The 15,224-nt window shown below is 56.2% G+C and carries 10 protein-coding genes and 1 pseudogene; 6 read left to right on the top strand and 5 right to left on the bottom strand.

Annotation, left to right across the window (positions count from 1 at the left end):
• Nucleotides 1-66: 66 nt before the first annotated feature.
• Nucleotides 67-1,446: an amidohydrolase family protein gene (locus IVB27_RS04660; RefSeq protein ID WP_247441767.1), complete on the bottom strand. Its 1,380-nt coding sequence runs from the start codon at nucleotides 1,444-1,446 to the stop codon at nucleotides 67-69.
• Between the two features lie 772 nt (nucleotides 1,447-2,218).
• Here IVB27_RS04660 and IVB27_RS04655 point away from each other — a divergent pair.
• Nucleotides 2,219-2,776: a GNAT family N-acetyltransferase gene (locus IVB27_RS04655; RefSeq protein WP_018459575.1), complete on the top strand. Its 558-nt coding sequence runs from the start codon at nucleotides 2,219-2,221 to the stop codon at nucleotides 2,774-2,776.
• A gap of 463 nt (nucleotides 2,777-3,239) precedes the next feature.
• Entirely contained in the window at nucleotides 3,240-4,655 is a 1,416-nt protein-coding gene (locus tag IVB27_RS04650) for a Glu/Leu/Phe/Val family dehydrogenase (protein WP_018459574.1), read from the top strand.
• Between the two features lie 268 nt (nucleotides 4,656-4,923).
• On the opposite strand, the gene IVB27_RS04645 is transcribed toward IVB27_RS04650, so the two are convergent.
• The 3 genes from IVB27_RS04645 to IVB27_RS04635 form a co-directional block, all read right to left on the bottom strand.
• Entirely contained in the window at nucleotides 4,924-5,193 is a 270-nt protein-coding gene (locus IVB27_RS04645; RefSeq protein ID WP_247441765.1) for an integrase core domain-containing protein, read from the bottom strand.
• A 164-nt stretch (nucleotides 5,194-5,357) separates the two neighbouring features.
• Nucleotides 5,358-6,527 (bottom strand): M24 family metallopeptidase, encoded by a 1,170-nt coding sequence (locus tag IVB27_RS04640; RefSeq protein WP_026233910.1) that lies wholly within the window; start codon nucleotides 6,525-6,527, stop codon nucleotides 5,358-5,360.
• Nucleotides 6,528-7,326: 799 nt separating this feature from the next.
• Nucleotides 7,327-8,748 carry a M20 family metallopeptidase gene (locus IVB27_RS04635; protein ID WP_247441787.1) on the bottom strand — a complete coding sequence of 474 codons (1,422 nt, stop codon included), beginning with the start codon at nucleotides 8,746-8,748 and terminating at the stop codon, nucleotides 7,327-7,329.
• 721 nt (nucleotides 8,749-9,469) lie between these two features.
• Here IVB27_RS04635 and IVB27_RS04630 point away from each other — a divergent pair.
• Nucleotides 9,470-10,495: an alpha/beta hydrolase family protein gene (locus IVB27_RS04630; protein WP_247441763.1), complete on the top strand. Its 1,026-nt coding sequence runs from the start codon at nucleotides 9,470-9,472 to the stop codon at nucleotides 10,493-10,495.
• A 28-nt stretch (nucleotides 10,496-10,523) separates the two neighbouring features.
• On the opposite strand, the gene IVB27_RS04625 is transcribed toward IVB27_RS04630, so the two are convergent.
• Nucleotides 10,524-11,006 carry a MarR family winged helix-turn-helix transcriptional regulator gene (locus IVB27_RS04625; protein WP_018459954.1) on the bottom strand — a complete coding sequence of 161 codons (483 nt, stop codon included), beginning with the start codon at nucleotides 11,004-11,006 and terminating at the stop codon, nucleotides 10,524-10,526.
• Nucleotides 11,007-11,473: 467 nt separating this feature from the next.
• On the opposite strand from IVB27_RS04625, the gene IVB27_RS04620 reads away from it, so the two are divergent.
• The 3 genes and pseudogenes from IVB27_RS04620 to IVB27_RS43530 all read left to right on the top strand — a co-directional run.
• On the top strand, nucleotides 11,474-12,994 hold the full coding sequence (locus IVB27_RS04620) for a porin (RefSeq protein ID WP_247441761.1): 1,521 nt from the start codon (nucleotides 11,474-11,476) through the stop codon (nucleotides 12,992-12,994).
• Between the two features lie 540 nt (nucleotides 12,995-13,534).
• Nucleotides 13,535-14,938, top strand: a complete 1,404-nt coding sequence (locus IVB27_RS04615) for a CapA family protein (RefSeq protein ID WP_247441759.1) — start codon at nucleotides 13,535-13,537, stop codon at nucleotides 14,936-14,938.
• 101 nt (nucleotides 14,939-15,039) lie between these two features.
• Nucleotides 15,040-15,224: pseudogene (locus tag IVB27_RS43530) on the top strand (IS110 family RNA-guided transposase); the annotation flags it as partial.

Here is a 15,224-nt window from a genome sequence, read left to right as displayed (position 1 = left end):
AGAGGTCCTCTTAGGGCGCGCTGCAACGCCTCTCATTCCGCACTCGGCCGAAGCGCACCTTCGCTGTCAGTTGATCCTGTAGAGCGATCGGTTGTTCTTATAAAGTATCATCCTGGCGCCCTCAATTGCCTCCTCCAGGCTCAGGCTTCCTCCTACTATGTGCTCAGTCAGCGCTTGAGCAAGATACCGCTTGCCCCACCGACCGGAAAGCCAATAAAGCTCAGGAATGTGGTAAGCATCACTCGCATACATTATCTTAGATAGTGGAACGACCTCCATCACTTGCATGTATCTCTGAAACAAGCTCTGATGCACGAATGGTGTCATGATAGATAGCTCGAAATAGCAATTCGGATACAAATGACTAAGCCAAGCGGCCTTTCCCACCGATGGATAACCGGCGTGTAGAGGAATAATTTTCGGCATACGCATTACATCATCTCGGTCGAACCGACAGACCTCCTCAAGAAAAAATGGGTCTTGATTGCGGAGAATTACGTAAGGCGCTTCTCCATCCCCTGTATGGATCTGCATGGGAATGTCGCGCCGGAGACACTCTTCAAGAGCCAACGTGAAGTTGTAGCGCCGGAGATCCTTCGATACATTGTAATTAGCTTCTCGTTCCTTCGGCATATTGTGAAAGCATTCTCTGAGATTTTGCCAGGATGCCTGAGCGACCCCGCGATCATAAAGGGGCCTGATCAAACCGATGAACGGCAGGAGGTAGGACTTCATTCCAAAAGAGTTTTTCCCATAGTTTCCGTCTCCGGTCCCGTCCAGCATTTCGCGCATCCTAGTTAGAAAGCGCTGCTCGTATTCTTCGAACGAGACATCGAGAGGAAAAAGCTCTTTTTGGATCATCTCTATCCGGGCGAGACGATTGGTACGGCAAGGCAGAATGGCTTCTTCAAAGCGCGATATCTCCTCCGCTCCACACCCCTCAGCATATCCCGTATCAAGCATGATGTTCTCATACTTCACGTCCCGTAATAAGCTATTGACGTAGCCCCAGTAATCCCTTCCGCGCTCATTCCTGGCTTCGATGACCGCCTCGAGTCTCGACTCACAACCCAGGAAGTGCGACAGCTCCCTAGTAAGGAACTTCATAAATACACTTTCTGCGATATCTCGAGTGATGCCGTCGACCTTGCTCTGGATGTCAAACTTTCGATTAAAGTCGTGCCTGGTTGCCTCATCGCCATTTAGCCAGCGGTCATAAACGCCCTGGGGAAAGTAACTGGCGACAGGATATCCCGCCAGGGATATGCGTTCCACATAACGCTGCGGAGTCGTTACGGCATCGCGATCGGTGATTATGTGGCAATGGGTATCGTCGATAGGGAGATCATTCACTACCTCAAAGACTTTCATGAACTCAGGATGCTGTCTGGACAGGAACAGCGGAAGGGAGTCGAGGCCACGTGAGCGATTGCGATCGATCGTCATGGCTGTCGTAGCTCCAGGCCGGGGCCTCTATTTGATCCGCTATTGCGACGAGAGACCTATCTCTATGGGTTTTGCGAACCCAAGCGTTCGGAACGATCCAAATACGTCTGTGATGTCAACATATCACGCAATCGTGGATGTTTTGAGCGCGCACCCGCGTTGACGCGAAGGATTTGCGCAACATTCCGCCAGTGCTTGCAGCTTTTTATCGCGAGCTAGTGGTCTGATTCATTCGGGAAGATTCCCAAATCGACCGAAGCAGATCAATATGTCGGCATGAGCGAGGAGCTATCGTATGGCAATGCGACCGAGCAACGATCACACATCTTGCTCTGCTCCGATCGGCGCTACATGCGCCTCGCGCAACAAACAAGACGCAGAAGGACAAATTACGAAAGCCGTCTTTCACCAACTGGCTAAACACAGTCGGTCTTTGACTCGCGTGTTCATAGATACTTTGAGAAGATTGGCGCGGCATCGTCCCGGGAGGATTGTTGTCACGCCGTGCAACTCTTCCCCGCGTCCGCCGATGTCGACCATAGCGGCGCTTCCTACACCCGAGCGCTGCATGCCAGACGGCCAGCCTTATCTCTTTCAGCATTAAGCTTTGTAAGGAGTGCACCACGAACACGATATCACTTTCAGCGATCTGAACGAAGCCCGTCATCCGAACGTCAACATGCCGGCATATCGCTGTCCCGGATGATGCAGCAGCCTTGATGACGCCACAATACCTGTCCGCATGCGGCTTGAACTTGGAGGATGATGTCACATGGTGACCACGCGAGAAGTCTCTGTTGAGGACGCCAAGACGGTGGCTGGTTTGGTTGCTGCCCTGCTTGCCGAACTCGGGCCCGGTGAACGTGGGGCCGGAGTAGACACCCGGCTCGTGGGCGATCTCCTGGCGATGAAGGAGCGCGTCTGTGGCTTTCTCGCATTCGACCTCGAGAACCCTGTTGGTCTCATTATGCTATCTGAGGGGGCGGCACTGCTCGCGTGTGGGATTTATGGAATCGTAACCGAACTCTATGTGGTCCCGGACCAGCGATCATCTGGGGTGGCGATGCGACTCATCGATGCTGCTGTAGATCTCGGGAAAGAAAAGGGCTGGCGCCACCTCGAAGTTGGGGTCCCAAGACAGCCGATGTGGAGCCGCAGCCCACATTCCGCATTATATTTAAAGGCGGGCTTTGCGGAGATTGGCCCCCGTCTTAGGCTGCCCTTGCATTCTCCCAGTAGGGCGCCTGTTGAAGCGGAGAGACCCAGGCTAGGCCGTAGGCGGCGCCGCGTGCATCGCGGCCCGACTTCATCTGCTGCACACTTTGCCTAAGGCATCAGCCTGCTACTTATGACTGCCCGCGAGGATTCCGAGTTGAAGCTGCCTCACAACTTGGTGCGTCGCCGTAGCAGCACGCGCATATAATGTTCAGGAACGGATTTCGACTTCTCGACGCTTTTTTGCTACTGGCGCACGTGCGTTATCTTTGGCATGCATCGAACACTCGCTCCGCGAATCATTCTGCCGCAGGACCCCCACATGGGGCCGCTGCTGACAAGCCAGCACGAACGCGACTGGAGGTCCATATTCCTTCCACGCGCCGACGACAGCCTGAACCGGTAACGCGGGAACCTACGATATCGAGTAGAAGTGTTGTCCTGCGGAGAAGTCCCGAAGCACACCGCGAAGGTCAGTAGCCCGCGTGAATGGCTAAGTCCCGACCGAATACTTCAATGATCCAGATGTAGAACGAATAGAATAGGGGAAATCACAATGACGCAACGAAGGTCGTGTAATGCAGGCTGCTAACTCTAATGGCTTTCTCGAGAGCGTCGGCAAACATTTCCAGCATTCGATGGCGTTTCTCGATCTGCCCGAGGGTTTGGCGGAGCGGATCATTCAATGTAACTCAACCTACACGGTTCGCTTTGGCGTGAGACTGCGCGGCCGCATGTACAGCTTTGTCGGCTGGCGATCCGTCCACAGCGAACACACAGAGCCTGTGAAGGGCGGTATTCGCTACGCGCCGAACGCCGACGCCGACGAAGTGGAGGCGCTCGCTGCGCTCATGACGCTTAAATGCTCACTTGTCGATGTACCCTTTGGCGGCTCGAAGGGAGCCCTCAAGATTGATCCGCGCGAATGGACCCCACAGGAACTCGAGCGTATCACCCGCCGCTTCACCCAGGAACTCAACAAGCGTGGCCTGATCGGCCCTGGCGTCAACGTTCCGGCCCCGGACATCGGCACAAGCGAGCGGGAGATGGCCTGGATGATGGACGAATTCCGCCGTGCGAACCCGACCGATGTCATCAACGCACGGGCCTGTGTAACGGGAAAACCTTTGTCGAAAGGCGGGATCGCCGGTCGCACCGAGGCAACGGGGAGGGGTCTGCAGTTTGCGCTCCAGAGCTATCTTCGCGATCCGCGCACCCGAGGTATGAATGGCAAGCGCGATCTCAAGGAAGCTTCTATCGTGATCCAAGGCTTTGGCAATGTCGGCTATCACGCGGCTAAATTCCTGTCTGAGGAGGACGGCGCCCGGGTAATCGCCGTTGCTGAAAGCGACGGTTATGTCGCGAATTCAACGGGGCTCTCCATTGAATTGCTGAAGCGTCATCAAATTCAAACGGGCAGCATTCTGGGCTTCCCTGGCGCCACGTCTGCTGCTAACGATATGTCCGGTATCGAAATGGCCTGTGATGTTCTCGTTCCTGCAGCAATGGAGAACGCGATTCACACAGGGAATGCGGGCCGAATAAACGCGCATCTTGTAGTAGAAGCCGCCAACGGCCCTGTCACCTTCGAGGCTGACAAGATACTCCGCTCTCGAGGAATAACCATCCTACCGGATCTCTATGTGAATGCCGGCGGTGTTGTCGTCAGCTATTTCGAATGGGTGAAGAACCTAACACACATCCCGTTCGGCTTGATGGAACGGCGGCGACGAGAAAGGCGGAACCATACGATCGCTACAGCGCTGGAAAGGATGACTGGCAAGCAGTTTCCAGCTGACATGCGCGACGAGTTTCTTGAAGGAGGCGCAGAGATCGATCTCGTTCGATCCGGCCTTGAGGACGTCATGCGGAGCACCTGGGCGCGCATTGCAGATCTCATGGAGAAGCGGCCGGAGCTGGGCGACTACAGGACCGCCGCCTACGTCGCATCCATTAGACAGATCGCCGAAGCATACGAAGCGATCGGGATCTAAGAGCGGGTAGGAAACCAAAGGCCAGCGATTTGACCGCCAGCTTCGTAACCAAGGGCGAGGATCGCAAGAAACTCATGCGCAGTCCTAAAGCAGCCTTGGCCACAAAGAGAGCGCTGAGAGGCTGTTTGCTTCTTTCCTGACCCTGACAGTGAAAGCTTGACTTCACTACGTCAAAGTGCGGCATCGCGTGACACTGGTTGTCCGTTCAGTATTGCCGGACCACCTCTCTGCGTGCACCCTGTCCTGCGAGAGCCCCGTGACTGGCGTTCTAGTCGCCACGGAGTTTTCCGTCCTGCGCCAGCGTCTTGTAGTACGCCAGGTGGCGCGGGTGGAGCAATGGGCATGGACGGAGCTCGCAGCGGTTGCCGAGCCGATGGTCCGTTGCGGTGAGCGCCGCGTATGTCAGCGACGAGTAGGGGCGCTGGGGATTGTAGTCGACGATCCAGACGGCGAGATTGGCGCGCGCATCGTCCAGATTGACTAGCAGTGTCTGTTGAGCAGCTCCTGGCCCGCAATCTCTCGAGACAAACAGCGGCATGGGGTTAAGCTGAATCGTTTTGGATTCCTTAATCAGTATGTCTCTGATTCACCATGCTGGCCTGGCGGAAGCCAGCACGGACGGGCAATCCTTTTAGCGCCTGCAGGGTCCCGATCCCTTGCCGTTAGGCGACATAGCATTTGTTACGTCGTTGCGTTACCAGATTAAATTTCGAACAGCTCACGGGGCAGCTTGGTAAATGGTTCACCACCAAGATCTGTGACGCGAAACGTTTCGCTGATCACATAGCCGATATCTTCACCGATCCAGTTTCCGAGCATGAGGTGAAAGGTCATGTTCGACTTCAAGATAGTCGTGTCGCCTTCCTTCAAGCTCGCCGTTGGCTCTGTCCAATCGATTCCGACCGCGTAGCCACACCGCGACTCCTTGTCAAAGCCATGCTTCCTCAGCGTAGTGTTGAAAGCCGCGGCGACATCGTTACACGTCATTCCGGTCTTGGCTACCGAAAGTGCAGCTTCCAGGCCAGCAACTTCTCCTTCATGCAGCCGCCGTATCTGATCTGATGGTTTGCCAATCGACAAGGTGCGCATCAATGGAGACGTATAGCCGTGACGCACGCCGGTTAACTCGAGGTTGATTTGCGAACCTTGTTGGAAGACGTCCTCTGTCCAGCTAATGTGACACGTGGACGTTCGCGGTGTCGCGCACAGAAAGAAGCTCGCGGCGTCGGTGCCGGGCTTTCCGTTAGCACCGCGCACCAATGTTGCGATGATCTCTGCGGATGCATCGGCTTCGCGCACGCCCGGGCGAATAACGTCCATCCCCTTGAGCATTCCCGCATCAGAAATTGCGGCGGCTTCGCGCATGATGCCGATTTCCAGGTCCGACTTCTCGCCTCGAATCCAGGTCACGAGGTTCGTGCAATCAAGGATTTTCGCGCCAACCAACCGGGACCTGACTTTTTCGACGGCTATCGTCGACAGAGACTTTGCTTCAAGGCCAATCCTCTTGCGGCCGAGCCCCTTGTCCAGGATAAGATCGATTATCGCGTCGTACCCATCGCGGTCGGCATTGCCAATCAGGGCTTCCGGGTAGCCGATCACATTGGTTCGATCGATGAACATCTGATGGAGTGCAGCTGGCGCGTCCATCCGCCGCGTAACAAAGGTTGGCTCTTCCTCGCTCAAAGAGACGAGTAGAGCTTGAGGCACATATCCGGACTTTGAAGTGTATCCCGAAAGGTATGTGATGTTGGCTGAAACCGAGACCACCAGCAGTTCGACCTCGCGTCGCTTCATCTCCGACTTTACGGCGGACAAGCGTCGCATATATTCAGACCGGGGAAACACCAGCTCGGCTCTTGGCATTGCCATGATTTCAGCTCCTTGCATAAATAATCAACTGCTTAAGCCCAAGTAGATTCGGTCTTGTGGAAGGCGTCGCCCGATGCTCCACACCTTTCTGGAACATCAACATTTCATTTGCGGAGTTTTCCAGCGGTAGCTGGACGACTCCGGCTCGCGACGCATTTCGGAGGTTGCTCTCGCTCGCGACCGGTGAGCAAGTTGTTCGCCGTGGTTCCGCCACCGTCGCGTTCCAGGCTTTGTCGCGCGAAGTCGATAGAAACACCGGATCCTTCTGGTAGTGGTCCCAACCCAAGACACTCCCGGCAGCCAGCCAATCTTTTTGAACGACCTTCAACGCAACTCGGAGTAACGATTAAACCTGCGACGATACTGCGGAAGCTTCCCTCTGAAGTTCAAGGCTAACTACAGACTGGCGATGTAAAGCTGTGAACTTGCTAAGTTCGGCGCAGATTTTCTGCGGAATTTAGCGTTCCGTGAGCCGTACAGCTCTCTCCACTATTTCCGAAGCGTCGCGTTTCTCACCAAGATGAACAACCCGAGCGGCAGTCCGTCTGTCGTGACCGCAAGGCTTGAATGCATTAGGATCCCGCAAAGTGTGTGATGCCGCATTCGGGCGCACCGTTCGTTCGATGGCTCGCGGTCCTCCTGCTCGCACTCATGCTCACTCTGGGCAGTTGGCCAGCGAAAGCCCGACTCCCCTCAAATTGCCTTAGGTGAGCCATTATGCACACCCAGCATCTTACGGGAACGCATGTTGGATAACCCGAAGGCGTGGTGCTCGCGCTATCGTCCTGCGGGTTTGATCTTATTTTGCCGCCATAGAGAGCGGAGGTTCGGCTTCTGGTCCTACCGGATTTTTGAACTCGTTGTCTTTACGGTAACTCTCAAGCGCTTCTTTTGCCGCAGCGAGGAGAGCAGGATCCGAAAGAACGTCGGCGGCCACGCCTGCCATAGCTTTTGCGGCGAAGGCGATTCCTTTGTGAGCAGCGGGGGACTTGCCTTGTGCAACCAGCTGCCAGGAATGACCTGGCGTCCCGATCGCATAGCATGAGACTAAGCATTGCACCGTAGGAACGACCCAGCTCACGGTCCCTACGTCCGTGGAGCCAATTGAGTCGGTGCGGGAGCCATCCGGTGGGTAAATTTTGCCGCTGAGGGGGGCTGCGGTCACCGGCAGACCGTGACGACCATACGCGGAACGAATATCGTCGGGCGGGAGAGTGCGTTGAATCTGTCTGGCGAACTCCATATCAGAACTGTCGAACTCAACTCCGCCCAGTTGCAGCAGGTTCTCATGCATGGCTTCTTCCAAGGGAGCGTTGGGAACTAAGTTGGCCTCGCCCGATAGTTGTTTCATTTCCACTCTGGTCTCCGTCATCAGCGCCGCGCCCTCAGCGATCTTCCGGACCCGCTCGACCAAACCCCACATGTCATTGAGTTTAAGTGCCCGAACGAGATGACGAACAACAGCACGCGGTTGCACCACGTTTGGGGCGATACCTCCACCATCCACGAGGGCGTAGTGGACGCGAGCCGAGGAGGGCATGTGCTCGCGCATATAATTCACACCTACGCTCATGAGCTCCACGGCATCGAGCGCGCTTCGCCCAAGATGCGGCGCCACCGCGGCATGGGCGGCGCGCCCATGAAACGTGAATTCCATTTCCACACACGCGAGCGAAGCCGCGGGCCACACGCCCGTAAAGGCTGAGGGGTGCCAACAAATCGCAATATCGACATCGTCGAACGCGCCAGCTCTAACCAAAAAGCTCTTGCCAGATCCGCCCTCTTCCGCAGGACAGCCATAGTAGCGCACTCGGCCAGGTAGCCCGGCTTGGGCCAGCCAATCCTTTACCGCCACTGCAGCCAACAGCGAGGCCGAGCCGAGCATGTTGTGACCGCAGCCGTGCCCTGAACCGCCCGGAACGAGAGGCCGCTGTTCAGCGAGGCCTGCTTCCTGGCTCAAACCGGGCAGCGCGTCGTATTCACCGAGGATAGCAATAACAGGGCCGCCTTTACCCGCTTCACCCATCACTGCTGTTGGGATTCCAGCCAGCGCTTCGGAGACCGTAAAGCCCTGCAAGGCGAGCGTCTGACGATGTTCGCTGAATGCGAAGAATTCCTGATAGTTCTCTTCGGGGCGCCCCCAGATCCGGTCGCTCAAATCGAAAAATTCCGTTTTGTGAGACTCAACGCACTCCCAAACTGGCTTCGTGTTCCTTAGCATGAATTCCTCGCCTAAGATCCGATCACTTACTTGCTCTTCGCATTTCCGCTCATTCACATGCCATCGAGCCCCACATCAAAGTCAGGCTCGATCAAGCAGAGATGAATCTGGCAACCGTCTCTTTGACTTTGCTAATGCTGCACGACCCGGAAACGCTCTCTGTGCGAGATTACGCCATCTGCCGCAACAATCGTCGGCAAATGCGCTGCGCCTGCGATGGAATGCGGCGTTGGGAGCGGTTGACGTGCCGAAATCCATCCTTGGGCTCATTGTGCCGCTTTGCCACATTAGCATAGCCCGCACGGTCTATCCTTCGGCTTCAGCAGCCAAGTCTATGGGATAGAACGCAAATCCTTCGAAACACTTGCGCAATGGAAGAGCAGGCGGAGTTGCTGCTGATGCAGACTCACTCGTTTGGCATCGCCATGGTCTCAGGTTTGACGTTGCGACAACGATTTGCCGACGCCCAGGCACGTCGTGCGCGGAGCCGTATTGAGTTGTTACGCCTAAAAACCTCTTATAACGGCCCAAGACGCACGACTTCGAGCTTAAAGGTGCGCCTACGAGCAGTTTCTCGGCAGGAACTCGGTATAAACTACCAACCGATGAGGAAAACGACGGATCTTTGATAGTACCGACACCTAGGACCGAGATTCACTGGCGGCTTAGCTTCTGAATGACTGGACCACGAGGGCCCAGGATCTGCACCGAGGACAAATTGATGGAGTCTCGTGCTTGGTTTGCTGGAACGAGCGATCTTGCGTCCACCCGACGCGGCGCCTCGTCATTCTTGGATAGCCTCTCGTCGGATGACTGCGAGTTAGCGGCGCTGCAAAGCTGGGCCAAGACTTGGATAACGATAGGCCAGCACAATTCCAGTCTTGTTGAACTCAACTTGCAGAAGCAAGCACTTGATATCGCCAAGGAGGCTTGGCTGTGCGCGCTAACTGCGTTCGAGGTTGCCAGAAGGCTACTTGCGGACGGGAACCGAGACGACCCAGAGATTTCCGCGACAGTTGAAAGCGACTTTCGGAAATTCGGACCAGCTCTAGGGCACACGGTCGAAAATCTGCGAATTTCGTGCGATCAGGTTCAAGTGCCTGCCTGCTATTTGCCTGCCGGCGGCTCCTATTTGCGCTTGCCGGCAGTGATCTGCATTAGCAGCGAGGAAGAGAAAAGAATGAGCCTGCTCCGCAGACTCTTGCCGGTCATCATTGGTCGCAAGATGTCTATCCTCGTTGTCTCCCACGAGGACGTCGCAGGAAACTCTCGCGGCGAATCCGAGATGCTATTGTCTCGATGTTTGGACTATTTGTCCTGCTGTCCAGACATTGATCGCAATCGAATTGCTGTCTACGGTGATGGATCGTCGGCTGCCCTGGCCACCGATTTCGCCGCGTATGATGACCGGGTCGCCGCGGCGGTTTGCGACGCTGGGCTTTGGAATCGCGCGCGAACTTTGGGATGCATTAGATGGCTGACTCGCGCCACAGAGGACGCTGAGGCGAATTCGGCACATTCGCCTCAATTGACGCACAAGATAAACTGTCCAATTCTTGTGCCTGTAAGCGCCCGTGGCATTGTTAGCGTCTCAGATGTCGTCGAACTCCATGCAAATTGTATGGCCGCGGGGGTTCCTCTGGAGGTGATTCTACCTCAGATGTACCGTGGAGGCGCGGAGCCAGAAAACTTTGTGATCTTAGATCAGCGCATCTTTGATTGGCTCGAGAAGAAGCTCAACCAATAATGAGCAGGCGCTTGGGTTTCGTTTCGGCCTACAACACGCCTATGCTAAGCTTCTGCGAAGCCAGTCGGCTATTCTTTGCAATCGAGTTCAGCCGTTTGTTGAGGTAGTCGAGCGATGCCTCGTCGAGCCCCTCGATGAGCGCAGAATTCAACGCCTCTCTCTTGATGGACAGCTTCGCAATTTCCGCACGAGCCTTTTCGGTCAAAGACATTTGAATATATCTTCCATCCTCGCGCGAGATCTCACGCGTCAAAAAGTCCATCTCCTCGAGCTTCTTAGTTTGGGTAGTGACAAACGCAGGGTGGAACCGCAGCTTGCCGGCGACTGCTATGCCCGAAACACCACGCCCTTCGTCGAGTTCTTCGATCGCCATCAAAATCAGCCATTGGGGCTCGGTCAATCCCATAAGCTGTGCCCAGCTCTTGTGTATGCCCTCCAGTTGAGAGTGAAGCTCGACAATATTCCAAATCAGGTCTCGAACAGCCCGGTCTACCGCTTGCATTTCAGACATCGTGATTGTTCCGCCGAAAGTCAGCGATAAGTCCGCTCCTGAGAGAGGTAACGCCCTCGAGGGCCCTAGGAAAGCCCCTCAAGAAACATGAAGCCTATTCCGAAAATGAATTGACATCATAAATTAAAAAAGGGTACGATCCGGCCAGATCGATTAGAGGAGGACTCTTCCACGATCATGTAAATCTCCAAGGAGAACCTCCGGGGTGCCCCCCGGGGGTTCTTTTTTTGATGACCAAGGACTTTTTGCTCGCGAGCACACGCTTTGGTGCCAAAATGCAACACTCCGTAGCGCGTTATCAATTACGATCATTAATTGATTGTATGAATTCAATTGGCGGCTTAGATCGTGAGTTGACGGAGAGGGGGCGCCTCGACGTCGTCCGTCAAGCACCTGCCCAGTCGGTGAGGCTAGCAGCGGCGGATCTTTGAAGGACGGAAACGACGTTTCCAACTTGGAGGTTCATCATGAAACTGACAAAGACTCTTTTCCTTGGATCCGCGGCAATGTTTGCCAGCGCGACAGCTCAGGCAGCCGATCTTCCGGTCAAGGCCAAGGCGATCGAGTACGTAAAGATTTGCTCGCTCTATGGTGCTGGATTCTATTACATTCCTGGCACCGACACGTGCATCAAACTCGGCGGCTATTTGCGCACATCGCTGGCGCTGGGCTCGAACGGAGTTTATGCAACCGCCGACAGCGGCGTTGCTGGCGCCCGAAATCGGTTGAGCAACTACTACACCGCTCAATCCCGCGCAGACCTAAGCATCGACACCCGTACCGCCACGGAGTACGGGGTGGTTCGCACCTATTTCGAGGCTGTTAACACTTGGACGACAGGTGGCTATAGCGGCGCGGGTTCCAGTGCCACGAACGGCGCAACCTCCTACACAAGCTCAATCGCTTCTCAGGTTTCTGCTGGTTCTCTTGGTGTCTACTACGCGTTCTTCCAGTTTGCGGGATTTACCATCGGTAAGGCACAATCCCAGTTCGCAGCGCCCTGGACCAACTATCCTGCCAACAGCTTCGATGGACTACCCGGTGGCGGCGGCTGGGAGCCTGTGAACCAATTCACCTATACCGCTGACTTCGGCCAAGGCATTTCTGCCTCATTTTCAGCGCAGGACCAGGTTGCCAATCTGACGAGCAACATCTGGAACGTCAGCGGCTCGACTTCCACGGGTCTTGCAACTGGATCTTATGGAGCCAACGATATCGGAGGTTCGCGGGCTCCTGATCTCGTGGCAATGCTGCGCGTCGACCAAGCTTGGGGTCTATTCCAGGCGTCAGTAGCATCGCATGAAAATCACGCAGCATATTATGGTGCCGATGAAACAAGCGGCCACCCGGGCGATAAATGGGGCTGGGCTGGCCAGCTGGCTTTGTCGATCAAAAACATTCCCACCGGCGCGGGCGACACGATCAACATGTCGGGCGTGTATACGAATGGTGCGAGCCGCTACAACTTTCAGGAGTATATGTCCAGCACCTACGCGATGTATGGAGGCACTGGTCTTCCTGGTGCTTACCAGAGTGTTGGTCTCGCCGGTCTATCTGATTCAGTATTCGTCACCGGCTCGGGCCAACAGCTAACCACAACCTACGGCTTTCAGGGGGGGTACACCCACAACTGGGATCCCCACTGGAACAGCAGCGTTTATGGGGGTTGGGGCGCTGTGCGCTACAACACTACCGCAAAAGGCTACATCTGCGGCGCAGTCGTAGCTACTCTCGCACTATCAAGTGGTGTCGCTGGCTGCAATCCCGACTTCAACTACGGTGTTGTCGGGTTGGTCACGCGGTGGACGCCGGTGAAAAATCTGACCTTCACCGCGGATCTCGCCTACGTAATGCTTGATCAAAAGTATGCCGCCGGTAGCACGGTTACCCTCCCGCTGCAGTCGAGCATCGCAAAGCCCGGTGCTGCATACGAGCTCAAGGATCAGAACGCCCTGACGCTCCTTCTCCGCGCTCAGCGCAACTGGTGATCATGGTGAACTAGAAGGAGAACACGAACGGCTCTCTATACCGCTTAACCTCCAAGAAAGCCTCCGGCATGCCCGCCGGGGGCTTTCATTCGATCAGATGCTGCAAAGACATGCGATCTGGGAAGCCGAATCTTTGATTGCTTACGCGAACGGCCGCGCCGCACGCGTGCCACTCAGTGACCAAATCGTACGCGGGCACGCTCGCCGCAGCATTGGAGCAGGAGAGCGTGCTCGACGCCTCGAAGACAATCACGCACTACGTACCCGAGTTGCGGGTCCGCGTGGCACGATGCCACGCTGCGCCAAGTCATGAACATGCAGACGGAGCTGGTGTACACGGAGCCTATGGTGACGAGCGCGCCAGTGTCTGGGCTTATGCGCGCCCCTGCGGCTGGCGGCCGCGCTGAGCGTACGCGGAACGGGCGCTGGTCCTCAACGCGCCTAAGATTCAGCGGACAGGCTTTACAAATCCAATAGCTTGTTCAGCATGCGCCAAAGAAACGATAGAGCCGAATAGATTTAGCCGAGAAGAACCAGCCTATGGAGCGACCTGTGCGGGAATACTTACACGAGAACGGCTGCCATCCAGCCCAGCAGGGGGTCGGCTATGACACCATTGGGTCGATTGCAACGAACGTTGCGGACGGCTTTACGATTGCGGCGGTCGGCGATCTTATCGTGACGCGGCCGCTGACCAAAGGCCAGCATTCGGGCTTCGGCGAAATCGTCGCACTCCTTCGTAAGGCCGATGTCACTTTCGGCAACATGGAAACCAACATCTTCAACATCCGGTCATTCCAGGGCAGTCCGCAGGCTGAGTACGGCGGCGCGTATCACGTCGGCTTGCCCGCGCTCGGAGCGGACTTGAAGGCGATGGGCTTCAACCTCGTCAGCTACGCGAACAACCACACCTTCGACTGGGGCGTTGAAGGCATGCGCGAGACGATCCGGGCGCTCGACCAGAACGACATCGTCCATGCCGGGGCGGGCGAGACCCTCGCTGACGCCGGTGCCGCTCGCTTTCTCGAGACCGCCCGCGGTCGCGTGGGGCTGGTGTCGTTTGCGTCCACGTTCACGCCGCTGTCGCGGGCGGCCGATGCGGCCTGCGAGGCGCCGGGCAGACCGGGGATCAACGCTCTTCGTGTGGCGCGAAGCATCGTAGTTCTACCGGAGATGCTCGACAGCTTGAGGCACGTACGCAATGCGTTGCCGGGCTTCGGGTCTGGCCGTGAAGATCCAGACCGAGTCGTACTCGCCGGAACGACATATACGGCTGGGCCCGAGGCGGGTTACAGCTACGAAGCCAACCCGCAGGATGTGGCAAACGTCCTCCGAAACGTGCGTCGGGGCAAGCAGTTCTCCGACTGCTGCGTCGCCACGAACCACGGTCACCAGCCCGGGAATTGGAGTCAGGAGCCGCCTGATTATGAACAAGCGCTTGCCCGTCGTCTCATAGATGCTGGGGCTGATGCCTACATTGGCCATGGACCGCACCAGCTGCGCGGCATCGAGATCTACAAGGGGCGGCCGATCTTCTATAGTTTGGGGAACTTCATCATGGATGACCTGCGGACGCCCGTGGGCGCTGACATGTTCGATGCTTATGGCAAGGACCCGCGCGTCGACACGGATGCTGAGGTGACCCTGGCCGAGATGGCCGGAGGATACGAGACTGATCCCGGGTTCTGCGATCCCGTCTACTATGAGAGCATTATCGCGGTTAGCCGATTCGAGCAGAACGAACTTGCTGAGGTGAGACTTTATCCTATCGAGCTTGGTCACTCGAAGCGGTTCGCCAACCGTGGGATTCCGTGTCCTGCCCCCGGGGTTCAAGCAAAGGTCATTCTGGAGCGTCTGCAGAGGCTCTCAGCGGCCTTTGGGACGGAGATCTCTATCGAGGACGAGGTTGGAGTGATTAGGCGGCGGCCCAGCTCGGCGCGGTGACGCAGCATTTGAACACGATGACGTAATTGCGGTCGGCGCTCGTGACAGACAACCTCCGTTATCGTTGAGCCCTCGCAATCAAATGATTCGAAGGAGCTCCCATGAAGCAGCACGTCGGGCTGGACGTCTCACAGAGAGAGACCGCTGTGTGCGCGGTCAACGAGACTGGTCAAGTAATCTCGAAGGGAAAGCCAAGTCTAATCCTGGTGCCTTGACTGACCTGCTTAACAAACATGCGCCTCATGCCGAGCGTATCGGCTTCGAGACCGGTGCGATGGCGAGTTGG

The sequence above is a fragment of the Bradyrhizobium sp. 197 genome (genome assembly GCF_023073375.1).
GTDB lineage: Bacteria > Pseudomonadota > Alphaproteobacteria > Rhizobiales > Xanthobacteraceae > Bradyrhizobium.
The sequence above is the reverse complement of the archived record's forward strand: the minus strand, read 5'-3'. Positions and strand labels throughout refer to the sequence as shown.

What these genes read in the sequence shown, in the direction of transcription:
- IVB27_RS04635 (WP_247441787.1), bottom strand. Translation starts at nt 8,748, where the DNA reads ATGCTAAGGAACACGAAGCCAGTTTGGGAGTGCGTTGAGTCTCACAAA.
- IVB27_RS04645 (WP_247441765.1), bottom strand. Translation starts at nt 5,193, where the DNA reads ATGCCGCTGTTTGTCTCGAGAGATTGCGGGCCAGGAGCTGCTCAACAG.
- IVB27_RS04625 (WP_018459954.1), bottom strand. Translation starts at nt 11,006, where the DNA reads ATGTCTGAAATGCAAGCGGTAGACCGGGCTGTTCGAGACCTGATTTGG.
- IVB27_RS04660 (WP_247441767.1), bottom strand. Translation starts at nt 1,446, where the DNA reads ATGACGATCGATCGCAATCGCTCACGTGGCCTCGACTCCCTTCCGCTG.
- IVB27_RS04620 (WP_247441761.1), top strand. Translation starts at nt 11,474, where the DNA reads ATGAAACTGACAAAGACTCTTTTCCTTGGATCCGCGGCAATGTTTGCC.
- IVB27_RS04650 (WP_018459574.1), top strand. Translation starts at nt 3,240, where the DNA reads ATGCAGGCTGCTAACTCTAATGGCTTTCTCGAGAGCGTCGGCAAACAT.
- IVB27_RS04655 (WP_018459575.1), top strand. Translation starts at nt 2,219, where the DNA reads ATGGTGACCACGCGAGAAGTCTCTGTTGAGGACGCCAAGACGGTGGCT.
- IVB27_RS04640 (WP_026233910.1), bottom strand. Translation starts at nt 6,527, where the DNA reads ATGGCAATGCCAAGAGCCGAGCTGGTGTTTCCCCGGTCTGAATATATG.
- IVB27_RS04615 (WP_247441759.1), top strand. Translation starts at nt 13,535, where the DNA reads ATGGAGCGACCTGTGCGGGAATACTTACACGAGAACGGCTGCCATCCA.
- IVB27_RS04630 (WP_247441763.1), top strand. Translation starts at nt 9,470, where the DNA reads ATGGAGTCTCGTGCTTGGTTTGCTGGAACGAGCGATCTTGCGTCCACC.